This window comes from Marisediminicola senii (genome assembly GCF_011057645.1).
Taxonomy (GTDB): Bacteria; Actinomycetota; Actinomycetes; order Actinomycetales; family Microbacteriaceae; genus Marisediminicola; species Marisediminicola senii.
In genome coordinates this window covers 1-25,039 of sequence record NZ_JAALGE010000037.1, presented here as the reverse complement: position 1 = coordinate 25,039, position 25,039 = coordinate 1, and the positions used below count along the sequence as shown (strand labels likewise).

Below are 25,039 nucleotides of genomic sequence, written 5' to 3'. Positions count from 1 at the left end.
ACTGGTGGCCAGCTACAAGAAGTCGGGGTCAATCCCGAAGAGCAACAGCGCGAAGTAGACGGTCCCGCCGACCACAAAAAGGACAGCGACAATAATCGGAGCAAGAAGTACAACGTTGACCCATCTGGGCATGTCCGGTGCAATGTTCAGCATCTGCTCCCGAAATGGGCGCGCCTCGTCCTCCGCAATCTCCCGGTCGATCTGCGCTTGTGCGTCTGGCGATCGTTTCGGTCGCCACAACGGGATAGTGAATCTAATGGTGAGGAGAATTGCCACGAGGATCGCTAGACCGACGAGATTCGTTCCGTCATCCATGAGCGCACACTAACGCGGCGGCGACATTCACCGGCACATTATGCGTCAGGCCGCCGGCCAGGTCGGGCTGGCAGCGTCCGGCTTGCCCCGGAAGGGGACACATCTGCGGGCGATATCGATTTAGGCTCAACACGCCGAACCGTGACCGCGGGGGCAGAACGGTGCGCTCGATGATGGACGTAGACTCCGGCGAGGTCCACGACAGGTGGGGGCAGGCCGCCGCCGAGATCGCCGAGTTGACGCGAAACGGGCACACCATCCGCTTGATCTCGTTGCAGGGTTCCGGTGTCATATTCGCCCTAGTCGCAGGCGCGTTTTCGACGGCCGCATCTCTGGGACCACCCGCAGCTCAGCTGCCTCTCGTCGTAGCCCTCTCAGCGCTCGGACTGGGTATCAGCGTTACTAGTTACGTCGGGGCACGTCGACGCGGGCGCCTATTGCCGTTCTCGTTCACCCCGACACGGTCATCGATGATGCTATTGACCGCCGAGGAGCGGAAAGCGCTCAATCGGCAGTGGCGCCGTGCGGGCCCGGTCGCAGCTGAGAGTGCTCCATTGGTCGCTGCCGTCGTTGCCTACCAGCAGTCGAACAACAGGGCGGCCATGCCCGTTGTCATTGCAATGGGGTGTGGTCTGCTCGCCATGGCGGTCAGTGTTTCCCAGTGGCAGTTCGCTAATGCGGGCGTTGCCGTCATGACGCTGCTCTTCGTTGTGGACGCGTGGCGGCTGAGAAAGCTGGCGCGACAAGCCGCATCGCCCACCGGCACGAGCGACCGGTAGCTGGGCAGTGCGAGACACCATTTGGTGGTATCTCGGCGGCGCGATCGTGACCCTCGTCGTAGGTATCGCCCTTGGAGAACTCTGGTCATTGAATGTGGGAAGCGGCGCGATCGGGTGGGGCGCCGTCATCGGAAGTTCGATCCGCGACGCTCGCCTAAAGAAACAACGGGGAGAGCCACCAAAGAAGCTGCCGCAATGGGTGAACTTGGCGATCACGGTGCTGATCTCTACGATGCTGCTTTCCGCCATGATTTTCGTGACCCTGGCGCTGGACGCCCTCATGGGCCGCTCAGGCGAGGTGACCGAACCGCTGTACACGGCTATCGCCCTCGCTGTGCTGTCAGTCGCCATTGCCGCGGTGATCTTCGCTCGCGGGCGACGGTTGGGCCGAATGCGCGCCACCTCAGCCGAAGACGATACGCCCCCCGCTGAGAACGAGCAGCTTCCCTCATCATCGTGACCGATTAGCGTCCGAGCGTGAAGTCGTCGACCGCGAGCACCAAGACGGGTCCGTCGGGGGTGGGTTCTACAGTCGACCGTGCGTGGCCGGACGCTCGAACTGTGGATGGAGCGCGATGGGGACGAACAAACGGTATGCGGAGTTCTGCGAGGAATTGCGTCTGATGCGAACCCGTCGCTCCGCTTGACCGTCGAGTTGTCTTGACGAGCGTTCGGGGATCTCCGCCCCACTTGACGTGGCGTCGCCCGTTCCCCTTTAATGCATGATACGTGCGTAAGGCGGGAGAATGATATGGGTCAAGCAGTGCCATTCGGGTCGTCCAATCTGCACCTGCTTGAGGGCGTTGCCTTCTTGCACGAGGAAGATTCTGTGTTCGAGGCGATGTTGGATGGTTGGTCGGCGCAGATGATCGGGGGTCGTCGATTGCAGGCTGCGACAGTGAACGGCCGGGTGAAGGCGATACGTCGATTCCAGAAGCACACGGGGTTGTGGCCGTGGGAGTGGTCGGCTGCGGGATTCGATGAGTGGATGACAGATCTCGTTTCGGTCCGCGGGATCGCCGCGTCGACGTTGCGTGGATATCAGAACACGGTGCAGCAGTTCTGCGATTTTCTCTGCTCACCGCATTACGGCTGGGTCGCCGAGTGCGAGAGGCGGTTCGGCAGTCATCCGGTGCAGGTGTGTCACGAGTGGAACACCCGCCCTCATCTTCAAGAATACGAAGGCGACCCGCGTCGTCGCCCACTGACACGGAGAGAGTTGCAGTTACTCTTCGACCGGGCCGACGCCGAGGTCGACACCCGCCTGGCGGTAGGGCGTAAAGGTGCGGCTGCGGCGTATCGTGACGCGACCTTGTTGAAGGTCGTCTATGCCTGGGGCCTGCGGGCACGGGAGGCGATCATGCTGGATACAACCGACTTCTACCGAAACCCGAAAGTGCCTGAGTTGGAGGACTTCGGGTTCGTGCGGGTCCGGTTCGGGAAGGCGTCTCGTGGGTCGCCGCCGAAGCCACGGACGGTCGCGTCGGTGATGCCGTGGGCGGTCGACGCACTGCGTGACTATGTCGAGAACGTGCTGCCGTTGATGCGTACTCCCGAGAGTGCGGCATTGTGGTTCTCGGAGCGATCCCGGCGGCTCGGTGTCCGATCGCTCAGCGACCGGTTCGCGCTGTATCGGGACGATCTGGGGTTGGACACTGCGCTGTCACCGCATTGCCTGCGGCACTCGTTCGCGACCCATTTGATCGAGGACGGTCACGATCCGGTGTTCGTGCAACGCCAGCTTGGGCACGCCTACCAGTCAACGACCGGGATCTATACCCACGTGTCGGAGGACTTCGCCAACGCGCTGCTGCAGGAAGCACTCGGACGGGTGCCGCAGTTCGCTGATCTGAAATGAGGAAGACGATGACGACGCTGATCGGTTACGAGTGGCGACTGAGGGAACAGATGGCTGTGGCCGGCATGTTCAGCACCACCAAACTCATCCCGCTGCTCGAGGAACGGGGCGTGCACCTGTCTTCGAGTCAGGTGTATCGGTTGGTCGCCGAACGGCCGGAACGATTGAATCTCCAGGTGCTGGTCGTCCTGATGGACATCCTGAACTGCACCGCCGACGACCTGATCGTCAGAGCCGACCTCGGCCACGCCCGCAGCACCGCGACCGCGGAAGCGGCTGGCACGGACTCGGCATCGACCGTGATCCGAACTCGAGGGCTACGCCCCCAACGTGCACGGCTGGCTGACTGAACAGGTGGCAGAACCCCCGACCTGCGGGCACAGCGGCCGGGCAGTCGGCGTCATCGACGGCAACCGGTACTGCGACAACTGCTGGCGCAACGCCCCGGAGACCCGCCGCCAGTGCGTGCGCTGTGACGTACTCGATCACCTGAACCGCGCCGCGCTGTGCAAAGCGTGCCGTGCGACAGACGCCATCCACAACCTGTTCACCGGGCCGGTGCTGACCCGCCGCCCCGAGCTGGTCCCGATCCGCGACCATTTCCTTGCCGCCGACCCCAAGTACCTGTTGCAACTGATCAAAGCGAAAAACGCCTGGCGGGTGCTCACCACGGTCGTCGGGCTTCCACATTCGGCACGACACGAAGACCTGGACTCGCTCGGGACCGCTCGCGCGGTCTCCCAGGTGCGATCACTCCTCATCGAGCTGGGCGTTCTCCCTCAACGGGATGAATATCTTGCCCAACTCGAAGCATGGACCGCACAGGCGATCGCTTGCCTGCCGAACCGATCCGACCAGCTCGCGATTCGGCAGTTCACCCGCTGGCGCCAGCAGCACCGTCGACAGAGGAAGCCGATGGCGCACACCGATGCCGCGAACGACCGCAGAGAGCTGCGGCTCGTCCTCTCCCTGATAGCGGCGCTCAATCACGCCGGCGGCACCATGGACACCGCCCGGCAGCAGCACCTCGACTCCTGGGCAGCGAACGCGCCCGCCGACGCATTCCGGGTACGGCACTTCCTCCGCTGGCGGGCACAATCAGGGAAAAACACATCGCTGATCCCGCCCGCGTATCAACGCGCAGAGTTTCGCATCGGCGGAAATGTCGGATCCAACGAGCACGCGCTACGACAACTGACCACCAACGCGTCACCCGACCCGCGGCTGAGCCTGGCCGTACTACTCACCGTCGTCTACGGGATCCGAGTACACCGCATCGCCGCGCTACGGGTGGAAAACTTCACCATCCGCGACGGCACAGCGCAGGTTCGACTCGGATCCGTCGCCCTCGAACTCCCCAACGTCGCGGCGCCCTGGATTGAGGCCATCCAGCAAGGCGTTCCACTCAAGCGTCGCTTCGGCGGATCGTCGGAACGCTCCGAGTGGGTCTTCCCCGGCTACCGCCACGGCAACCACGTACTGGCCTCAAGCCTCGCGGTCCAGTTACGTGACGCTGGGGTTTCGCCCGCACTGGCGCATCAGGTCTCCGCCGCGGTGATCATCACCCAAGTCCCCCCAGCCGTCGTCGCCCGCATCCTCGGCATTCACCTGACCACCGCCGCCCAATGGCATCAACTCGCCGGAAGTATCCCACTCCATCACCAACGTCCGCGCGACTTCCCCTAATGTCCTCGGAAAATCTGCCGCAGAATCGCGACCAGCGTGACGCCGACGAGTGGTTGTCACACACAGCCATAGATGTCCAAGATCTCAGTGAGAACCGACTGATCGCGGCATCACCTCTGGCGCCACCGGATGTTCAAGAAAAACTACTCGTGTGCTCCGCTCCGCGCGTTCACAAGGCGAAGTCGAAGACCCAAATGGCGGCAACGTCGACTGAGGAAATAGCGGCGTCAAAAACGACGGTTAGTTGGTCAGATCACAAACGGTCGTTTCTGGTGCGTCGCCGTCGGTGCGTAAAGAGCGCTCACCAACGCAAGGGATCAAGTTAAGACGATTACTCACCGGATGTAACACTGATTGAATAGACGGCTCATCCCGAAGCGCCGAAGGAAGGGGTTACCGTGAGCGGGGCCGTAGAAGCAAGGTGCAATCGTTTTGCTTACGCTCTGCTGAATTACTCAGCGATCGCAGACGATATAGAACGGCTGAATGGGGTAGATACGGACACTCGCCAGATCGCCAATTACGTCGAATCCATCTATCCGCCTTTGCTAGACGGCCAGTCAATTCTTGACCGAGCAGTGGATCCAGTCCTTGCCGACGCTATCGTGGCGGATTGTCCCCCCCTGAATGATCTAGCTGATCGAGTCGACGCACGGGACCGCCGCGCAATCTGGATATCAGACGGGGACCCTCCAAGCGAAGAGCGATTTCCGCGGTCTAACTCGGCAAAGAAGCTTTGGGCTGGGAAACCTGACGGCTGGGGTATGTTCACCTCAGATGCTGGGCAGTCAGATCTAGGTATGTGGCATATTTACGGGCTGACAAGAAGCGAGTTTTACAGTCCTCCGTTTCGCGGATGGGAACTCACGCCTGCATCCGCCGTTCGCGTGCTCGACATCACGAACGCCGAACAATGGTGCAAGGCAGTAAGCCAGTTTTCCAGACGTGTTGAGGGCAAACCGGACTCGTTCGAGTTCGATTGGAACCAAGCATCGCAAACCTATGACGCGGTGAATCTCTCACTACGAGCTGTAGCTGCAATTGACTGCGTTGAGCTAAATTTCCATGGAATGACCGTTGCAGCGTCATTTTGGTCCGTTCAGACGACGGTTTGGCTGCATTGGGTATTTACCAGCTGCGAGGAGCGGCGGGTGCAAGTCTGAGATAGACCGAGCCAACGCCTGCGAGGTGAGAGACTGACGGCGCTCAGCGAAATTCCCCGGTCTTGCTCATCGAAGTTCCCCAGGTCGCGGGGTCAGGTTAGCGGAAGTTCGTGCCGGTTGTCACGCGGCGTAGTTCGTCGGCTGCGGCGGCGTGGTTGCGGAGCCGGTAGGAGCCTCCGTCGAGGGTGACGACGACGGAGCGGTGCAGGAGTCGGTCGAGCATCGCGGCAGCGACGGTAGTGTCGCCGAGGATCTCGCCCCAGGCGCCGACGGGCCGGTTCGTGGTGATCACGATCGACGTTTTCAGGTAGCGCTGGTTGATGACCTGGAACAGCGCTGATGCTGCCTCGGCGGGCAGCGGAAGGTAGCCGAGTTCGTCGATCACGAGCAGCGTCGGGCCGGCGAAGAAGCGCATCATCGTGCCCCATTTGCCCTCGATCGCAGCTCTATGGCAGCGGGCGGCGAGGTCGGCGGCGGAGGTGAAGTAGGTGCGGTAGCCGGCCTGCACTGCCGCGTGGCCAAGGCCCGTGGCGATGTGGGTTTTCCCGACTCCGGGCGGACCGATCAGGAGCACGTTGGTCGCGGTCTCGAGGTAACGGCAGGTCCCGAGCTCCGCGAGCAGGGACCGGTTGATGCCGGAGGCGGCGTCGAGGTCGAAGTCGTCCAGGGTGGCGCCGGTGGGGAGGTTCGCGAAGCGGAACCGACCGGAGAGCCGGCGGGCGTCGGTCGCGGTGACCTCGATCGCGAGCAGCCGCTCAAGGGTGTGGGTGAGGGACCAGCCCTCGGCCCCAGCCTGGTCAAGGACGCGGGGCAGCGCGTCGGCGGCGTCGGCGAGTTTCAGCTCGGCAAGGTGCCCGCGCAGCTGCTGATAGACGCTCGCCGGAGTCGTGGTGGCCGTGGTCGTGGAGGTGTTCATCGGAGAGTGTTCCTGTTCTTCGCGGCCGTCTCGTAAGCGGCCAGGCTGATCACGGTCGTGGGTGCGGTGCTGCCGGTCAACGCCATCGCGGCGCGGCGGGCTGCGGTGCCGGGCGGGATGCGTTCCTTCTTCCGGTGCGGGCGGCCGGGAGGCGCTGCGGCCATCGCGATACGCTCCAACGCGGTGACGTGTCCGCTGTCGCGGATCGTGACCCCAAGGCCCGCCTCGGCGAGGGTGTGTCGGGCGATGACGACGCCGGAGACGGTGGCGATGTCGATGGTGCTCGCGCCGAGACGCTGGTGGACGATCACGCGGGTCGCGGCCAGTTCCGGTGGCACCGAGTAGCGGTTCCCGCGCCAATCGATCAGCGCCTGCCTGGTCGCGGCGCGTTCCTCGGTCACCACCACCGGGAACAGCATCGGCGGCAACGGTTGGAGCCGTTCCGCGGCGAACATGACCGCGGCGGTCGTCGACCCGTCCCGGCCCTCCCGGCGGCGGCCGTCCTGGCGGGTCGCGAACACGGTCAGGCGTTGCTGCGCCTGCTCGAGGGTGACCTCGTCCGGGAGGTTTCTCCACCAGCGTTGAGCAGCGGTGTGGTTGTTCTTCTCGACCACCCCTTTGCGGTTGCCGGACCGGGGTCGGCAGGCGATCACGGTGACAGCGTGGTGCTTGGCGAACGCGGCGAACATCGGCGTCAGATCGCTCGTCCCCGCCCTCAGCACGGTGCTCATCCGGTCGAACCGCCAGGACTTGCTCACACCGCCGAGCAGGGCCAGCAGCATCGTCATCGCGGCCAGCAGGTGGGGCAGGTCCATCGATGGGGAGATCACCGCCCGCCAGAGCCCGGAGTGCGCCAGCGACCCGACGAGCACGTAGGCGCGCTTCGTCGGGAACGCCCACCCCATCGGGGCATCGGGCAGCTCTACCCAGTCGAACTGGGTCTCCTCGCCCGGCGGGTGCTCGATGATCGCGTTGGGCCGCTTGGTCACATGGGCGCAAGCCGTGCAGGCCGGCCGCAAGCTCCGGTCCCGGATCTGGCGAGTGAGGGTCTGATACGAGCCCTCGAACCCCAGCGCCACGAGCTCGTCCAGCAGCGTCGCCGCCCACAGATGCGGGTCCTCCGTCAGCCGCGCGGTCACGTAGTCGACGAACGCGCCGAACGGGTCCGGGGCGGCGCGCCTGCGCACTCCCGGGGTGCGCTGCCCGGCGAGATAGGCGCGGACGGTCTTGCGGTCGTGATCGGTGCGGCGGGCGATCTCGCTGATCGTCATTCCCTGCCTTTTGAGCGCGTGGATGTCCACGTCGTCCTCCTCTGAAAGCATAGGAGCAGGGCCTTTCTCGTACTGGTGCGTGGTCGAAGACCACCAGCATCGAGAAAGGCCCGCTTCTATGTGCGGAAGCGACCCGGAGTGGGGAATTTCAGTGAGCAGAACTGGGGAAATTCAGTGAGCGCCGTCAAGACTCGATCTATCTCAGAAGGGCTAGTTCTTCTTTACGAGTGTGATCGTGACGGAATCAGGCTCGGGCATAGACTCTGCAGCCATTCGTGCATTGCCGCATGCGACTGATATTGATAATCCGCGTTTCACCACAGGATTTGGTCCGGAGACGGTGTACCCAGCGGGCGGCGTAACTGTACTCGTCGCATAGCCGTAAAAGCTGCCAGGTCCCGCAGAGCATGGCGCCGCAGCGTTGGCGGAAAGAGCCGCCACATTAAAGCGGTCGTTCGACGCGCCCTGCCACGACGGGCTACCCGTTCCCTTGTAGAGGGTGGTTCGAATGTAAATCTCAGCAATTTGCCTTGAGCAGGTCATGGTCGCCGAGACGTTTATTGTCCCGGACACGTGAGTTGACGCGTGCGGATTGTCCACGCGAAGTGTGCACGTGATCACGTCAGCAGCAGCAGCTGGAGAGGCTGCTGCGAGCGGAACCAACACCAGCCCGAGAGCTATAGCGGCGACCGCACCTAGTGACCTTCTTGACCCGCCGAACTTCAACTTGCGAATACCTGATCTCATCACACTTCCTTGATCTTCATCGATTTTTGAGTGTTCGCGAGTCTCGGGCTGATGCGCTTGACGCTGAACGTACTCCTAAATGACGATCATTCGCTACTGCGATTTGGAGAAACTTGAGCGCGTCATAAATCCCTGTCAGAAAGGACCGTTCGCGAACGTGCGGGCGCCGGCAATGTCGCATCAAAGCGAGCTGCTATTCCGCCAGCTCCTATCGCGCGTAGTACCGATCTCCAGCGATCGGCGGATGAGCGAGCGGGTTGTCGAAGCGGCCGTGCGGGGTGTGCCACCTCTCACGCTCACCGATGCGGAGCTCGAGCTGGACGTACTGCCGCTGACCAAAACGCCGAAGGCGGAGCTAGTGACGGCATGGGTGCGATTTGGGCCGGAAGCATTCCGGGTGGAGGCCAGAGCAGTGGCGTGGACTCCAAAGGCGGTTGCGATCGAGTGGGAGATGCCGTGGGGCGCGAGGCACCGGGAGTGGGTGTAGGCCTGTACCATTACCAGCCGCGCGCCGTGACGGCAATGGCCGGGCGCAGATGCATCCACTCGGCGTCGTCCGCGTTCATGACGACCTCGGCACCGAGGTTCTGATGCACGTAACGGAAGCTTGCAGCGTCGTCACTTTGAGTGCGTGGCGGCAATACCCCGATGGGGCGGCCAAGCTCATGGCTTGCCTCGGCGACGCTGACAGCTGCCGAGGTCAGGGTCCCATCGATGATGACTGCCTTGATGGCCAGTCCCGCTAGCAGATGGGAGAGCCGCCCGCCATTTCGACGGTCGGGTGGAGCTCCCGGGGGCACCTCGAACACGACCGCCCCTCCCGCGGCCACGCGATTGGTGAGACGGGTGCGTTCATCCGGGTGGGCGAGATCGCGAGCGGTGACCGCTATCGGTGTCCCACCTACTGCGAGGGCCGCGAGTAGAGAAGCCGTGTCCACGCCTGTGTTCGTGGTGGATGCGATGGCGTATCCGCGGGACGCGAGGGTGGATGCCAGGTCGAGGCAGCAGTGCAGCGCCTGAGGGGTTGCTCGCCGGTTTCCGGTGACGACGATGGCGGGTCGGATGAGCGCAGCGGGGTCCCCGTCCACCCACAGCAGGATTGGAGCTGCGTCACCCAAGTCGTTCAGCCCCGCCGGCCACAACGGCATGGGGGGAGTGACCACGCTCAGGCCAGCGCCGTCGGCGGCGCGGATTACCGCGGCGATGGACTGCACGGTGGGGATAGTGCGCATTCGCCGCTGGATCCGCCGGACGCTCATGTCGACGACCGCACCCTGCGCTGACCCAAGTATGCGAAGCGCGTCCTCGGCGCCGTGCTGGGCGATGAGCACACTGACGTCGGGGTCCCCGGCGGTGGTCATGGTGTTGAGGGCGATGCGGGCGATGGTGTCGGGGGTGTGGTTGGTGGTGGCGGCGATGCTGTTAAGAGCGCTGCTCGCGGTAGTAGGCATGGGGTCGTGTTCCTCTCGTGGTCAACCGTTTTTGTTTGCCTTCCGGCGAGAGAATCGATAGTGAGCGGGAGCGGCGAAGTGCCCGGTCCGGAGAACGGTTTAAGCCGCAGCGCAGCGAGGATTTAAAGAGAGACCGGGCCGGGTACGGGAGCCGCGAAGCGAACTACGATCGACAGCCAGACGGACAAACAAAACAGCAAACACCGCGCCGCGAAGCGGCCCAAAACAGGATCAGTAGCCTCCGCCGTCGATAGATCCGGCGGGCAGGCCTAGACACCTATTGCATGCTGTCTGTTCTTCCTCGATCACGTGGCAATAAATACCTCGTTTCATCGGGATGCGACACGCCGAGGCAGTGGCGGAAATGTCCTTAGGTAGGCGTTAAATGGCGTCTCAAAGGTCACATTGACCCCTGAAATGGGGGTGCCAGACCCAGCAGGATCGACACCCCTCCGTGGGATACCCGTCTGCTGAAAGGATGTACCGCTGGTGACAACGACCAACACCACTCTCACCGACAACACCGGCACCGCTCCCGCCTTTGCGGGGGCCGCCCGCGCCGAGCACTACATCGAAACCCCGCCACCGGCACCGCCAGATGCCGCACACCCTGCACCTACAATCGCTGACCGGAGTGCCGCGTCAGCACCGTTGCCGCCGCAGATCGGCGACCCCTTCGCGGAGCTCACCCAGACCCCAACAGCAGACACCGGCACAGCGGAGCTCGTCGGGATCCGGGCGTTCCTTGCTGGCCTTGGATTCCCTGTCGGGCCCAGCGCGTCGCAGATCGCGCAGCGGGCGCGCGATGCGGGACAGCGCGAGAACGAGCGCATCGTCCGCCAAGCGACCTGGACCCGCGCGGTCAGCATCTTGGTCGCCAACCCCAAAGGCGGGGTCGGCAAAACCCCCACCTCACTCATCCTCGGCGGAGTCCTAGCGTCGATCCGGGGCGGGTCTGTGTGCGTGATGGAAGTCGCCGACGACCCCGGAGCTCTCACCTTCCGATCCGAGGGCACCCCCACCCTCGGCATCGGCGACCTCATCACCGACCTTAACCACGTACATACCGCAGGACACCTCGCCGGGTATACCGCCCCACAAACCTCCTTCGCCTCAGTCCTCGGAACCACTACACCCCGGCCCCCGCTCACCGCCGAGAACGTCACCGCGGTCGCCACCGTTGTGGACGAGTTCTACGCAATCCGGGTGATGGACTCTGGCAACCAGCACTCCTCCGCAGCTTTCAACGCCGCAGTCGAAACCGCCGACATCCTGGTCATCCCCGTGATGAACGCCGGCGACGCCGCCCTCGAAGCCGCCACCCTGCTCCGCACCCTCACCGCCCGCGGCGGTACCGCGGCCGCCATCGCCCAGAACGCCATCCTCATCCGCTCCACCGACGGACGCCCAGAAAACCCCGACGTCACCGCCCGCGTCGAAACACTCCTCGACAGCACCGGCATCCAGCACCGGTTCGACATCCCCTATGACCCGCACATTGCCGAGCGCGGGCAGATCAGCATCAACCGGCTTACCCCCGCCACCTACGAGGCATTCACCGCCGCAGCTGCCGCCGTCGTCCGATCACTACAAGCAACCGTCCGGTAACCCCATGCTCACGGAAGGAGTCACCATCATGACTGCACACTTCGGGCAGCTGATCGCCGCCATCGACAACCCGCTCGACGGGGTTCTGCCCGACTTCAGCATCTTCGGCGCCGAGTTCACCGAACTATGGCAGAAACTCCTTGGCGGCCTCTGGGCTATCGGCATCGTCATCTGTGTCGCGTTCTTCATCGTCGGTATCACCCAGATGGCCGGCGCCTCCAGCGGCGGCAACCCCACTAACTACAAGATGGCCCGCAACCAAGCCATGTGGGGAGGCATCTCCCTCGGAGTGCTCGCCGCGCTCGCCGTCATCGTCGGCGCCATCTTCGCCGTCTTCAGCTAACCCACCATGACTAATCCCACGACCACCACCCGGCGCCGGCGCACCATCACGGCCATCGCCGGGCTGGTTGTCGTTGCCGCACTCATCGCCGCGGCACTGTTCTTCGCCAATCGATCCCCAGCCGAAGCACCTGAACCAACCCCTACGAGCACCAGTACGCCTACCCCCTCAGCGACCATCGAGCCGGACGCCGCCCCCACCGGATGCCTCGGGGGCGAAGAACGAGATGCCGCGATGGTTCTCGCTGCCCAAGAGCAAGCACCTCAAACCAGCAACGGAGCAATCGAGGTCGCGACCGCCTTCGTGCGTTGGCTCAACCGATTCCCATACCCGACCGAGGAGGACGCCGCCTTGGTGCAGCAGTCTGGACTTGCTGCCGCTGCTCCAACCACGGATCTCACAGGGTTCTTCGCCAGCAACCCCAACCTCTCCGGAGGGCTCGTCGCAGATGGGGTTTCGTACTTCCTCTCAACCGTCACAGGCGTCTACCACCTCGAATCGGCCTCCCCGACATTGGTGACGGCATCAGTGGGCACCGCTATCGCTGAGGAGGGGGCCATCAGCCCCAGCCTGAAGGGGTCCATCACGGTAACGGTCGCCTGGGAAGAGGATCGCTGGAAGTTCGTAAGTTCGGAAGGAACCCGCACTACCGAGGACCTGTTCGCGATCGGCCGGCCGTACACGAGCGGTTGCTGATGTCTGCCAAAGAGCCCGACGGCGGTGGCATCGGGAGCATCATTGGCGGTCTCGGAGACGTCGTAGATGGTGTTTCCGGAGTGGTGTCCTATTGGTCGGACCCTTGGGGCAACACCTTCACTGCGCTGAGAGACGCGGCGGCGGGTCTCGCGCGTGATGTACTGCCCGCGCTGACGGAAGCAACGTTGCCGGATCTCAGTGCCGACTGGTTCGTGAACGCCTACCGGGTGTCGTTCGCAACCGCCATATTTGTCGCCGTCGCCCTCCTTATCCCACAAGCGATCCGAACCGCCCGCGGCCATCAGGCCGGCCGGGACCTGGTCGAATCGATGGGGGTGTACTTCGGGCTTTTCCTTGCTGGCGCGATCTTCGGACCCGCGATGGGATTGGTGTTGGTGAATTTCTTCCACTCCCTCTCCCGTGTGTTCGTCCGCTGGGGCATTGAAGGATCGGTGGACGGGGTCATTGCCCAGTTTCAGCGGATGCTGTCCGAGGCAGACCCGGTCGGTATGACCGGTGGTGTGCCGATCGCGGTTCTGCTGATGTTCTGCATGCTCATCGGCCTGTTCCTGGTACTGCTCATGCTTGTCGTCCAACTGGTGACCCTGTACTTCACCGGAGTGCTTATCCCGTTGGGCTTGGTGTGGATCATCGACCCCACCAGGCGGTCGTTCGGGATGAAGCTAGTGGCGTTGTGGATCGGGATCCTCGCCGCGCACCCGTTGCTGTTCTTCCTGCTCGGGTTTGCGTTCACCATGATGAGCAACGCCGTCGGTACCTTCGGTAACAACCTGAGCCTGCAAACCCTGGTCACCTTCCTGGTCGCCATCATCGCCCTCTTCGTCGCAGCCCTATCCCCGATGCTGTTGCTGAAGTTCGCCCCGGTCATCCCGACCGGGTTCGGCGGCACCACAGGCCCGTCACTGAACACGCCCACGATCGGTGCGAGCAACCTGACCGATGTCGCCAACCGCCTCCGCGACTCCCGCGCCACACCCAAGTCGTCCGTTTCGACCGCATCCGCCGAACCACCCGCCGACGCAACCGGTGACAGTGCGGCACCCGAATGGCAACCGTCCTTGGCCGACGTCGCCTACGCCCGATCACAAGCACCGTCAGCGCCGAAGTCGTCGCCCGCAACTCGAAGTGCAAACCCCGTCACCCCCGCAGCGGCCGAAGCCGACGCAACAGCGGCACCGGCCGCAGCTCCCGCAGCTGCAACCCCCGCACTGGCCGGCGCCACCTCGACCGCAGGAGCCGCAGCGCCAGGTACCGCGGCGGCGGGAACGGCGACAGCAGGCAGTGCCGCTGCCGGTAGCGCAGCGACAGGAACAGCTGCCGCCGGCGCGGCCGCGTCGAGCACCGGGGTCGGAGCAGTCATCGGTGTCCCCGCGCTACTGGCAGCGGCGGGGTTGGCCGCGACCGCGAAGGGTGCGGATTTGGCGGGGAAGGCCGGGCAGCAGGCTGCCCGGTCGATGGATGACCGCCCCAGGGACACCCGCTCATGAGCCAGAACGTGACCCCGGTGGTGCGGTACCTCGGCGGGGAAACCGGGCACCGGTCATTCTTCGGCGGCACCCACTCCCGCACCCGCATCGCCCTCCTTGCCCTGTTCATGATCAGCGGCCTGATCCTCACCCCCCTCATCGGCTGGCCAGGACTCGCCATCGCCGTGGGCGGGTGCGGGCTTACCTTCCTGGTGACCGCACGAACTCACCGGGGGTCAATCATGGACCGGCACCGCAAACGAGCACGGTGGAAGCACCGCACCCGCACAGGAACCACTCGGTATCAACCGTTCGACGTCGCCGCATGGGACCAAGCCGAACAAGCCCTCACCGACGCCACCCACACCCGCGGAACCACCTCGAAAGAGACCGCCGCGGCCGCACGGCAGACACTGGCAGCACTGCGCGCGAACCCGGACGGTGCCGACGGGATGGGGTGGCTGCAATGCGGCCGAGGTGAGCCCGGGATCGCCTGGCACGCCCCGGCGGGGGAGCGGTCGTACCTGTCAGTGACGTTCTCGGTGACCGGGCAGCTGCGGGGGATCGAGTCCGCAACGGTCATGGCGCAGGCCGCCGAAGGATGGGGGCTATTCCTCGCCGGGCGCGCGGTCCCGTCGGTGCTCGCGGACACGGTGCAAACCACCACCCGGATCCTCCCCGCCGACAGTGCGTTGCAGGAATTCTGGGTGCTGAACAGCCTCGACGACTCTGTCCCACCGGATGCGATTCGGTCTTATGAGGATGTGCTGCGGTTGACGGGGGAAGACGCAATGGTGCAACGGCACTACATCACCGTCAGCTGGCCCATCACCTCCACCTTCACCGACACAGCCGCCAAGTACGGTCCCGACCGCGACGGATGGCGAAACCTGATGCGCACAGAAATCGCCGCCACCGTCCGCGGGCTCACCGAGGCGCGGATGGGACAGGTGGAACCCCTCACCGCCCGGCAACTCGGGGCGGTGATGCTGCACCAGCAGAACCCGTCCCGCCCCATCGACTTCGTCGCCGACGTACACCCCACCCGCCTGGGCGAGGCGTCGCGGGATGAATTCTCTGCCCACGTCGTCGCCGGACAGAACCCCACCACCGGCGCCCCTACCGAGTGGTGGCACCGAACCGCAGCCGTCCGGGCGGAGGCGGTCGCGACCGGCCCGCGCACCCCACTGTGGGTACTCGACCTGCTCATCGGACGGGACATCCAAGTGATCCGGTCAGTGTCCTTTCACCTGCGGTTGGTGCCGGCGATGGAGGCGAAGATCGCCGCCCGGCAGGACCTGGTGCGGGATACTGCGGAGCGGATGTCGCGGGTGCAGGCGGGGAAGTTCGACACCGACGACACCGTCGTTGCGATGACCGCGGCGCAACGCCGGCGGGATGACCTCACCGCGGGCACCCACCACCACGGCGCCAACTGGGTCGGGTACATCACCATCTCCACTCCCACCCGTGACGAGCTCAGCCAAGCCTCCCGACGGCTCGAGGATGTGTGCGCGACGTCGCTGGGGGTGGACCGGTTGGACTGGCAAGACTCCTACCAAGCTGCCGCCTCCGGAACCACCTGGCCCATCGGCCGAGGACTCGCCACCCCCACCACCGGGATGTCTGCGCACCTGTACCGGAAGCTCGCCGGCCGCACCGAGAAGGACGCCCTTACATGACTAATCGCACCGGCATTTGGGGACTGCCCGTCCTCCGCGCGTTCGCCCCACCCACCGGCACCCCCACCAACGCAGACAGCCCGGCATCGGGGGAGGAGGTGCTGCCGTGGGTGCAGCCCGGCACGCCGCTGCGCACTAGAGCGCGGCGGGCGAGGACCGGGTTCTATGCGCCCGCCCTCACCGGAGCTCCCACCACCACGCGGCAGGCCGAGATTCTCAACACCGCCCTCATCGGCCCACCCACCGGAACGCGTGGGGTGGTGAACGGTCGGGACGTGCTCTCGCACACCCCGGTCGCGCATGACCCGGTGACCGCCTACAACACGCACCCCAGGGAGGTGTCGTCGCCGAACGTGATCATCATGGGAGACGTCGGCGCCGGGAAATCCACCCACACCAAAGCCAACCAAGTCCTCCGCCCCCTGCTGCTGAAGAACCGCAGGTGTGTGGTGTTCGACAAGAAAGACCAAGCCGGGGAGGGCGAATACTCTGGCGTCACCCGCCGGTACGGGTACGAACCCATCAAGTTCACCGCCGACGGCTCCGGCACGACTCTGAACCTCCTCGACCCGGTCATCGCCGCCGGCACCGGCGTCACCGGCCAAGCCCGCCTGCTCAACACGGTCACGCGTCTTGCTCGCGCCGACACCCCCCTGAACGAATGGGAGGAGGAAGCCCTCCGCGCCGCCCTCCGCCACACTATTGATCACACCGACCACCGCACCCCGGTGCTCGCCGACGTTCTTCCCAACCTCGGCACCCTTGCTGACGACCCCGCATACCGGGACCTGTCCGCGACCGCTCGGGACGAGCTGCACCGGGCCGGGCTATCCGTCCGGTGGACCCTCAACGGGCTCCTCAACGAATACGGTGGCCTGCTGGACGGGGAAACGTCCCGTCGGGTGGACCTGAGCGGGAAGCTCACCTCGTTCGATATTTCGCAGCTGCCGGATGATGGGCCGGCGGTGCCGGTGGTTATGGCGATCGGGAACATGTGGATGCTCGGCCGGCTCCGCGGCGACCGCGGACACGCCACTACCGTCGTCTACGAAGAGGGCTGGCACATGGTCGGTGGACCCACCGCCCACCTCATCAAGGCCAACCAAAAACTCTCCCGAGGACTTGGCATCTCCAACGTGTTCGTCATGCACAAAGGCACTGACATTCCACCCGGCTCCGCAGGCCTTGCCATCATCCAAGAAGCGCAAACTGTGTGCATCTACCGGCAATCCCGCCCCGAAGATGCCTACTGGTGCCAGCAAACCTTCGGGCTCGCGCCGGAGACCGCGGACACCATCCAGCGGCTCCCGGACGGGCACTACATCTTCAAATATGGGATCCACCCCGAAGCGCACGTGCAACACATCCTCTCCCCGTGGGAGAAGGAAGTGACCACCACCGACGAAGCCCTGACCACCCCCACCTGATGACAACCCGAGCATGCTCAAAACCGTTGCCGTCGTCATCCTGCTGCTCCTCGCCCTGAGCAGCAGCATCGTCCTCTCCTCCGGAACCGGCAGCACAGGTGCGGGCGCTGGTGGTGGGTGTGGTGCCGGGACGGTCGACCCGACCGGGATACAGCAGGCGGGTCTCGAGGTGGATGGGTTCGCGGGGGAGCAGCTCGCAAACGCCGCCCACATCATGAACGCCGCCACAGCTGCCGGGCTCCCGACCCAGGCGCAAGTGATCGGTGTGATGACCGCCATTGGCGAATCATCGCTGCGGAACATCACCTACGGCGACAGCATTTATGGCGTCACCAACCCCGACGGCACCCCCACCACCTCCATCGGCCTGTTCCAACAGCAGAACTCCTGGGGCGACAGAGCCACTCGCCTCGACCCGGCAGCGTCCGCAACCCTCTTCTACGACAAGCTCAAGGCCCTTCCTGGGTGGGAGACGATGCGGCCCACCACGGCGGCGCACCGGGTGCAACGAAACGCCGACCCGGAGCACTACACCCCGTTCTTCCGCCCCGCCGCAGACATCGTACACACCCTCACCACCCAGACTGTCACCTGCACAGTGCCCGGTGACACCCGGCAGCTCGCCCAGGAGCTCGTCACCTACGCCGACACCGGAGCCCTCCGGGGAGGTGTCCCGGATCACGTTCAGCAGATCCGCCGCATAGCGCAGGGACAGGACGTACCGGGGTGCCGCATCGACCCACGCATCCTGCAAACCCTGCTCATTGCCATCCGCACCTTCGGGCAGGCACAGATCAGCGACATCAACCGGCACTGCACCGGACAACTCGCCGGCATGGGCACCCGCTCCGCCCACTACAAAGACGGCGGCGGATACGCCGTCGACTTCAACCGACTCGGAGACATGCGCACCACCGGCGCCGACGCCAACTCCCTCCGGCTCCTCGCCATCCTCGACACCGCCCTCCCGACCGGATCCGGGGCGGGCCAATCCAACTGCCGTACCGCCGCCGGCCGCACCATCGCCCTGGACAACCTGCGGCAATTCAGCGACACCTGCCACCACCTCCACATCGAAGTCCCCACTCAACCACTAGCCGCACCCACCAACTGAATGAGGGATACGGCGCATGGAAGCTACAAATCCGACCGCGCAGATCGCGGCGCGGTCAGAGGGCGGGGTGTTCTTTTCGGCTGGTCACTGTCCGTCGCCAGGGCGGGGTCCGTGCCGCGCTTTCGCGGCATATCCTCCTCCGCTTCGCTCCGTCCGGTATTCCACGACCCGGCACTACCCTCCGCCCCGACAACAACCGATCCCTCTACCGAAAAACCACCCACAACTGGTCAACACCAACAGAGCGCAGGGGCAGAAACCATGACCGACACCAGCACCACCAACACACCTGACCCCACCGAGGCGCCGACCTCGGTGCAGCACTTCGGACTGTATGTGGTGCCCGTCGACCCCATGGATGCCCTGCACTGCGACAGCTGCCAATAGCCACCCCGCAACACCAAGCCACCCATAGAGAAGGAGACACGAGAATCATGGCTACCCGCACCATCACCGGACACCTCGCCGCCGACCCCGAGATCGTCACCGCCGGCAGCATCCACATCACCAAACTCCGCGTGATCGAGAACACCGGCGAATACCGCACCGGGAAATGGGCACCCCACCCCGACCCCACCACCCACTTCGTCGAAGCCCGCTTCGAACTCGGCGAGAACCTCGCGCACTCCCTCCACAAAGGCGACGCCATCATCGTCACCGGCAGGGAACGCAGCGTCAGCTGGGGCTCCGACGACGCCCGCCAATACGGACGCATCATCGACGCCGACGACGCCGGCCCCGACCTCAACCGCGCCACCGCCACCATCCACCGGCAGATAGCCGAACCCACCACCTGGGACAACGCCGACACTATTCAGGCCGTCACAAGCAGTTAGAGCACCGCCTGGACCTGGCCCGGAGTGGCGATATCTAGTCGTCACTCCGGGCACTCGCTCTGGCGCCGGCGCGGAGGCCGGCACCAATCTGCGACGGTTGCCCGCGGTCGCGGGCAACGGAGCCGCTACGCGGCACAGCCCCACATCAGAAGCACTGGTTTTGCCGTGAAGCCTGCGGCAGCGTACGGACGGGAAGCCTCCGCGCAAGCGGCTGCGCCGCCGGCTCCTCCGACAACTACGGGACGCGGTCGCAAGCTCCCTTATCTCGTCCCGAACTTCTCTCCCCCACCGCCCTTCGGGTTGCACTGCACCCTCCCGTCCTGCCGGCACATGCGTGCCTTCACGGCAAAGAAACGTGAAGAGAGAGAAAGGGACGTAACCATGACCACCACCAGCACCCGCCGACCCACCAGAACCCCTGAGGAGATGAAGGCCCAAGCCCAAGCCCTGCACGACTCGATCAGCACCCAGGTGGAAGCCCTGCACAACAGCGACCAGTGGGAACGCTTTCTGGACTTCGCGCAGGCCTTCCACGCCTACAGCCTGAACAACCTGCTGCTGATCCTCTCCCAGAGGCCCACAGCATCGCAGGTCGCCGGGTTCCGCAAATGGCAGTCCCTCGGCCGCCAGGTCCGGAAAGGTGAAAAAGCCATCCGCATCTTCGGGTACTCCACCAAGAAGACCACCGTGGAAGACGAGAACGGCGACACGGAAGAGAAGCGCTCAGCCCGGTTCCCCATCCTGTCCGTATTCGACATCACCCAAACCGACCCCATCGACAGTGTCGACACCCCCGGGACCATCACCCGCCAGCTCACCGGGGCCGACGACTTTGGCATCATCGACACCCTCACCACCCACCTGCAGCAGGAAGGTTGGACGGTACAGCGGCGCACCATCCCCGGAACGATGAACGGGTACACCGACCCCAAGACCCTGACCGTCGTTGTCGACTCCGGCCTCAGCCCGGAGCATGCCGCGAAGACCATGATTCACGAGACTGCGCACGTGCTGCTCGGGCACGTTGACGACATGGCCGAGTACGTCGAGCACCGCGGGTTGATTGAAACCGAAGCGGAAAGCGTCGCCTACGTAGTCGCGGGACTCGTCGGGTTCGACACCGCCGCGTACAGCATCGGGTATATCACCGGATGGGCAAACGGGGACACCATGCTCGTGCGCTCCACCGCCGCCCGCGTACTCACCACCGCCCACCACATCGCGGAGATGATCGCCCCCACGGACGACGCCGCCGACTTGCCCGAGGTCTAAGAACCTGAACTGAGCCCAGGGACCCCGCGTTTCGGACGTCAGCCGGTTCCTGTAGTCGGCAACCTAGTCATGCCCGACACTGGCTCGGAGATAAGCTGCACTCGCTTATGTGACGGGTGGGGCGAAAGGGGTAGGTGTCTATGACGTGTGGTTCACTGTTGCTTTGTTTGCGTCAGATATCGCAAGCGGCTAATGACAGTTGGGGCGCGTTCTGGCCAGACCTGATCGTAGGTATGGCAGGCACAACGCTGGGCGGACTCATAACCGTCCTTGTCGCTTGGCGCTTATTTGCAGCCGAGCAACGCAAGCTGCAGAAGATCGAACTTGCCGAGAACGAATCTGATCCACGGCGCCAGAGGGTGCGTACCGTCACCGCAATCACTATTGCTTTGGCCGAAATCGACGTCGCCTTGACTAAACGGCGGACTTCGCATGCAGCGGCACGACAGCTCATCGCGAATTTTCAGATAGCGGTCTCTGGGTTCCTTTTTGATGGAACGCGTGAGTCGTACGTCGCTTGTCAATGGGCAGAATGGAGATTCGAGAAGGGCGCTTCTCGACAAGGGCTTCCGAGTGAGGACGCCCGGTTGGATATCACGGTCAACCTGCAATCGTGGGTTCGTCGAGATGCTGACTTAATCCCGGGTATTGACGGGACGCTGGCCAGGTTTCGCACGGATCTCGCCGATGCTGGTATTGCATAAGTCCACTCTGCGACATCGGTTCCTAACGCGTTCGAGTTCGGGAGCACCAGCGGGAGCAGGCAACGACGGCCCTTTGCGTGGCCGGGAAGCGAAGCCGGCTTAGAGAAAGCGGACCGGGGCCTTCAGGTCCGCCTTGACCCTACGAATCGACATTCATCAACATCGCGGTCCTAAACCTTCGAACAATCCGGTTGCAGACTCCGCATTATTCGGCGGTCAGCTATTGATCCCGCGTTCTGCGTCCCTGCTGTTTGTGTCTAACAGGATGGCTAGCGTAGGTCCGCGCGCCAACGCTCCGGAGAACGACGCGACAGGCAAGCGAGGCCAGCCCCAGACATCACCCGTGTGCAAGGCTACGTAAATGAGCCTCATTGCAAGCCCAAGCATATTTTTCGCCTATGCGGGCCAGCCGTCCCTCCGTGCCGAAACCATGAGGGAGACCATCTCATCACTCTCATCACGTGGTGCTGTGACTCTGGGCTGGCAGGAGCTGGCGGTTGAGGGAAAGCTGCTTATAGACACCATTTGTGATGCCATCGATTCCTCAAGTGCCGTTGTTGCTGAGGTAAGCGACCTGAACAGCAATGTAATCTTCGAAGCGGGTTTCGCACTCGGTCGAAACAAAGTGCTCTGGCTAGCTCTAGACGAGACGGACGAAACGGCGACGAAGTCGTGGAATGACTTGTCCATCCTCAGCACGTTGGGCCGCATTGACTATGGCGGCGATTCTGAGCGGTTGGTGTCGCGAGTCCTGACCATCAGCCCGCAACTAAGCGAGCCCACGCTGCTTGATTCCTTGTTGGCCGGGGCGCGCCCCCGTGAGGCCAATGCCGTCTTTGCGCCGCCGCTGCCGATCAGAATCAACGCTTCTCGAGGCTTAGAAAAGATGCTTGAGCGGCAGTCCCATCTAAAGCTTGTGGGAGCAGGCGACGAGCTTGGACTCGCGCCGATTCATTGGCAGATACAGGAAATCTATCGTTCATCCGCCGCGATTATTCATCTGCTGGGTCCTCACCGGAACCGAGCAAGGGAACATAACGCTCGTTCAAGTTTTCTCGCGGGTGTCGCCAGGGGTCTCGGGCTGCCGCTCTTGATGGTGGTCGAGCATGGCTTCATCGCACCGCTCGATTACAAGGACAGCCTTTTCGTATATTCGACAGCCGCAGCTCTGCAAGAGCATGTGTCCCAATGGCTAGATCGATTGCCGAAGCCTGACGGTTCCAATAAACGTCTGGGGCGCCTTGCGCTGGACGTCGAACTGCCAATCCGCGACTTCGGTCAGTTCGTGGCGGAGAACGAGGTCCAAGAACTCAACAACTATTTCATTGAGACGAACGAGTTTCAGTCCATCCTCGAGGGGTCCGCAAGTGTCTTCGTTGGCCGCAAGGGCACCGGTAAGACCGCAACTATGAGTCAAGCCGTCTTAGAGCTTCGAAAGGACCGACGCAATCTTGTAGTTCCGATCAAACCGACTTCTTACGAACTGTCCGGCTTACTCGACGTCCTCAGGTCTTTCAAATCCGAGTCAAACACCGAGTATCTTCTCGTCAATCTGTGGACGTACTTGATTTACACCGAAGTAGCCATACGAGCCGTCGTTCATGCCCGAGAACGGCCCGCAGGAATTGGTGAACTCACCCCCATGCGCGAACTTGAGTTAGAACTCGAGGGCTTGGGTGTCGATGTGACCGCGGACCTTGCCACGCGGTTGGAGGCCGCCGTAGCCGCTCTATCCAACGGAATCGCGATGGAGGATGAGAAGCAGTACATAGCCGACCAATTGCGACTCCAAAGATTGGGCAAGCTGCGGTCGCTCATCGGGACCGCTCTGCATGATTTCGATCGGATTGCGGTTCTTATAGACAATCTCGATAAGACGTGGGAAAGAGGCGCTGACTATGCGCTTATGTCGAAGTTCATCCTGGCTTTGCTGACCACGAGCGGGAAGATCGAGAAGGACTTTGCCAAGGGGTCCTCGGCCAGTCCAGCGATCAATGTGACGCTGAGCGTATTCCTCAGAACGGATATTTTCGATGTTGTTGCCGACCACGCCAGGGAACCCGACAAAATTGGCGCCCTTTCTGTCCATTGGCAGGACGAAGAATTACTGGTCCGAGTGTTGGAAGAGCGTTATGGCGTAAAACGGCTGAAGAAGAAGCACCAGGCGCCAAGCAATCTCTGGCACGAGGTCTTCGATTCAGAGGTGAAAGGAACTCCGACGCGCGACTATTTGCTCTGGAGAACTCTGCCTCGCCCGAGAGACTTCATCTACTTCGCCAACGCGGCCTTGACCACCGCGATAAATCGGAAGCATTCAATAATTCAAGAGAGTGACGTGCTTTTCGCCGAAGGTCAGTATTCAAAGTTTGCTTTTGACGCGCTGCTTGTGGAGAGCGAGGCACAAGGATTTGACCTTGAATCCGTTCTCTTCGAGTTCCCTGGCCTGCCGTCCACACTTTCCAGCGAGGATCTCGACGATGTAATTCGGGGCAGCGGTTCCGATGTGGACGTGCGTTCGTGGCTAATACGCACGTCTTTTCTGGGACTTGAAATCGACGAGGGCGCGTTCGTGCACATCGAGGGTGAAACAGCGGCGAAAAGAAAGGCGAAGGTGGCCGAAAGATTAGCCCGCCGACTTGGTCGGCCTATGCGGTACCGCATTCATCCCGCCTTCCGGAAATACCTGGATGTGCAAGACGACGATCTGCACATTCCAGACATTCGAGACCAGACCCTGCTAAAAAACCTCTCTCCCGACGTGGGTTCATCACGCTAGCTCTGACCGTCTCGTATCCGTAGAGATACGGGATATCCCACCGGTCAGTTGACGAAGTGCCGCCAGGTACTGGTATCCAGGTAATGATGGTTCCCAAAACTGTGTGTTGTAACTAGCTACGGATTTTGCATTCCGAGGCGCTGGTTACGGGACACCGTGACGGTGTGATGCGCAAGCTGATTAGGTATCCACAGGTCTCTGCTCGGTGACAGCCCCGCGCCCCCGCAGCTTGGAGTTCTTGCGCTTTCGGCCACAGCCCCGATTGGGGGATCACCTCGGACCAAACAAACTGAGAGGCTCCTGTAATGAGCCTCTCCACAGACCTGCTTGAGGTCCTTAATTCCGTTGGCCTACCACTTGGAATCGCCGTCGTGGGGGTGGTTATATCAACTCGATTCGGTACCACCATGACGGCTTGTTTCGGACCCACCCACATCGAAGGAAGGGGGCTCCGACGGAGCGATCTTGCCCCGCTACCCGCTTCGGGTGTCCTCTAGGCCGAGCGGGTTTTGCTGTGTGCTCGAGCGCTGGCGCCCCGCCGACAGGCTCGGGGTTTTCGAGCAGTCCGCGTTTCACGAGCGGGTGAGGCTTGCCCTAGCGGCGGCGTGGGGCATCCAGTTCCTGACGACGGTTCTCGCTCAGAATGACGCGGTGCCGGCTCTCGAGCGTCGAGCGTTTACGGAATGGGCGAGAGACGGAATCTGGGAGAGTTTGGTTGCGAATTGCGAGCCCACGTCCGACGGGGTGACCCAGATCGAAAGAGACTTCCGCGAGATCCTTCGGTCAAGTCCCTGGTGGTGGTGTAGCGGTTGGTGATCTTTCTGTTTGCTAGGCGCTGAGCTCGAGAGTGGTTTCGGTGGTCGCCTCCGTCCTGGTCTCGGTGATGAGTGTGAGACGGCTTTTGGTGA

General features: G+C 63.2%; 22 protein-coding genes. 18 read left to right on the top strand and 4 right to left on the bottom strand.

The window, feature by feature from the left end; translation table 11 throughout:
- Positions 1 to 12: 12 nt before the first annotated feature.
- On the bottom strand, positions 13 to 315 hold the full coding sequence (locus G5S38_RS11500) for a hypothetical protein (RefSeq protein WP_165068704.1): 303 nt from the start codon (positions 313 to 315) through the stop codon (positions 13 to 15).
- 170 nt (positions 316 to 485) lie between these two features.
- Between G5S38_RS11500 and G5S38_RS11495 the strand changes: the two genes are divergently transcribed.
- The 5 genes from G5S38_RS11495 to G5S38_RS11475 all read left to right on the top strand — a co-directional run bounded on the left by G5S38_RS11495 (position 486) and on the right by G5S38_RS11475 (position 4,638).
- On the top strand, positions 486 to 1,094 hold the full coding sequence (locus tag G5S38_RS11495; RefSeq protein ID WP_165068703.1) for a hypothetical protein: 609 nt from the start codon (positions 486 to 488) through the stop codon (positions 1,092 to 1,094).
- A gap of 7 nt (positions 1,095 to 1,101) precedes the next feature.
- Positions 1,102 to 1,554, top strand: coding sequence for a hypothetical protein (locus tag G5S38_RS11490; RefSeq protein ID WP_165068701.1), 453 nt, complete (start codon positions 1,102 to 1,104; stop codon positions 1,552 to 1,554).
- 303 nt (positions 1,555 to 1,857) lie between these two features.
- On the top strand, positions 1,858 to 2,952 hold the full coding sequence (locus tag G5S38_RS11485; protein ID WP_328796725.1) for a tyrosine-type recombinase/integrase: 1,095 nt from the start codon (positions 1,858 to 1,860) through the stop codon (positions 2,950 to 2,952).
- Between the two features lie 8 nt (positions 2,953 to 2,960).
- A complete protein-coding gene (locus G5S38_RS11480) occupies positions 2,961 to 3,302 on the top strand; it encodes a helix-turn-helix domain-containing protein (RefSeq protein ID WP_165068699.1) in 342 nt (113 codons plus the stop codon).
- Positions 3,283 to 4,638: a hypothetical protein gene (locus tag G5S38_RS11475; RefSeq protein WP_165068698.1), complete on the top strand. Its 1,356-nt coding sequence runs from the start codon at positions 3,283 to 3,285 to the stop codon at positions 4,636 to 4,638. The genes G5S38_RS11480 and G5S38_RS11475 overlap by 20 nt, the downstream gene beginning before the upstream one ends.
- Before the next feature lie 1,260 nt (positions 4,639 to 5,898).
- Here G5S38_RS11475 and istB read toward each other — a convergent pair.
- Positions 5,899 to 6,717, bottom strand: coding sequence for an IS21-like element helper ATPase IstB (istB, locus tag G5S38_RS11470; protein WP_165068695.1), 819 nt, complete (start codon positions 6,715 to 6,717; stop codon positions 5,899 to 5,901).
- Entirely contained in the window at positions 6,714 to 8,018 is a 1,305-nt protein-coding gene (istA, locus tag G5S38_RS11465) for an IS21 family transposase (RefSeq protein WP_235929035.1), read from the bottom strand. Before istA ends, istB begins: the two co-directional genes overlap by 4 nt.
- Before the next feature lie 796 nt (positions 8,019 to 8,814).
- Here istA and G5S38_RS11460 point away from each other — a divergent pair.
- Positions 8,815 to 9,222, top strand: coding sequence for a hypothetical protein (locus G5S38_RS11460; protein ID WP_165068691.1), 408 nt, complete (start codon positions 8,815 to 8,817; stop codon positions 9,220 to 9,222).
- A 10-nt stretch (positions 9,223 to 9,232) separates the two neighbouring features.
- Here G5S38_RS11460 and G5S38_RS11455 read toward each other — a convergent pair whose 3' ends face one another.
- Positions 9,233 to 10,186, bottom strand: coding sequence for a DNA-processing protein DprA (locus tag G5S38_RS11455; RefSeq protein WP_165068688.1), 954 nt, complete (start codon positions 10,184 to 10,186; stop codon positions 9,233 to 9,235).
- A 489-nt stretch (positions 10,187 to 10,675) separates the two neighbouring features.
- On the opposite strand from G5S38_RS11455, the gene G5S38_RS11450 reads away from it, so the two are divergent.
- The 12 genes from G5S38_RS11450 to G5S38_RS11400 all read left to right on the top strand — a co-directional run bounded on the left by G5S38_RS11450 (position 10,676) and on the right by G5S38_RS11400 (position 24,131).
- Positions 10,676 to 11,794 carry a ParA family protein gene (locus G5S38_RS11450; protein WP_165068685.1) on the top strand — a complete coding sequence of 373 codons (1,119 nt, stop codon included), beginning with the start codon at positions 10,676 to 10,678 and terminating at the stop codon, positions 11,792 to 11,794.
- Positions 11,795 to 11,822: 28 nt separating this feature from the next.
- Positions 11,823 to 12,137 (top strand): pilin, encoded by a 315-nt coding sequence (locus G5S38_RS11445; RefSeq protein ID WP_235929034.1) that lies wholly within the window; start codon positions 11,823 to 11,825, stop codon positions 12,135 to 12,137.
- Positions 12,138 to 12,143: 6 nt separating this feature from the next.
- Positions 12,144 to 12,833: a hypothetical protein gene (locus G5S38_RS11440; protein WP_165068683.1), complete on the top strand. Its 690-nt coding sequence runs from the start codon at positions 12,144 to 12,146 to the stop codon at positions 12,831 to 12,833.
- A 185-nt stretch (positions 12,834 to 13,018) separates the two neighbouring features.
- Positions 13,019 to 14,341, top strand: coding sequence for a hypothetical protein (locus tag G5S38_RS11435; protein ID WP_165068680.1), 1,323 nt, complete (start codon positions 13,019 to 13,021; stop codon positions 14,339 to 14,341).
- Complete coding sequence (locus tag G5S38_RS11430) at positions 14,338 to 16,002, top strand: hypothetical protein (RefSeq protein WP_165068677.1); 1,665 nt, start codon at positions 14,338 to 14,340, stop codon at positions 16,000 to 16,002. Before G5S38_RS11435 ends, G5S38_RS11430 begins: the two co-directional genes overlap by 4 nt.
- 98 nt (positions 16,003 to 16,100) lie before the next feature.
- Entirely contained in the window at positions 16,101 to 17,429 is a 1,329-nt protein-coding gene (locus G5S38_RS11425; protein WP_165068674.1) for an ATP/GTP-binding protein, read from the top strand.
- Between the two features lie 13 nt (positions 17,430 to 17,442).
- On the top strand, positions 17,443 to 18,543 hold the full coding sequence (locus G5S38_RS11420; protein ID WP_165068672.1) for a hypothetical protein: 1,101 nt from the start codon (positions 17,443 to 17,445) through the stop codon (positions 18,541 to 18,543).
- A 261-nt stretch (positions 18,544 to 18,804) separates the two neighbouring features.
- Complete coding sequence (locus tag G5S38_RS15865; RefSeq protein WP_268921076.1) at positions 18,805 to 18,930, top strand: hypothetical protein; 126 nt, start codon at positions 18,805 to 18,807, stop codon at positions 18,928 to 18,930.
- Positions 18,931 to 18,977: 47 nt separating this feature from the next.
- Entirely contained in the window at positions 18,978 to 19,379 is a 402-nt protein-coding gene (locus tag G5S38_RS11415; RefSeq protein ID WP_165068669.1) for a single-stranded DNA-binding protein, read from the top strand.
- Positions 19,380 to 19,760: 381 nt separating this feature from the next.
- Positions 19,761 to 20,651 (top strand): ImmA/IrrE family metallo-endopeptidase, encoded by an 891-nt coding sequence (locus G5S38_RS11410; RefSeq protein ID WP_165068667.1) that lies wholly within the window; start codon positions 19,761 to 19,763, stop codon positions 20,649 to 20,651.
- A gap of 233 nt (positions 20,652 to 20,884) precedes the next feature.
- A complete protein-coding gene (locus G5S38_RS11405; RefSeq protein WP_165068664.1) occupies positions 20,885 to 21,355 on the top strand; it encodes a hypothetical protein in 471 nt (156 codons plus the stop codon).
- A 361-nt stretch (positions 21,356 to 21,716) separates the two neighbouring features.
- Positions 21,717 to 24,131: a P-loop ATPase, Sll1717 family gene (locus tag G5S38_RS11400; RefSeq protein WP_165068660.1), complete on the top strand. Its 2,415-nt coding sequence runs from the start codon at positions 21,717 to 21,719 to the stop codon at positions 24,129 to 24,131.
- Positions 24,132 to 25,039 lie beyond the last annotated feature (908 nt).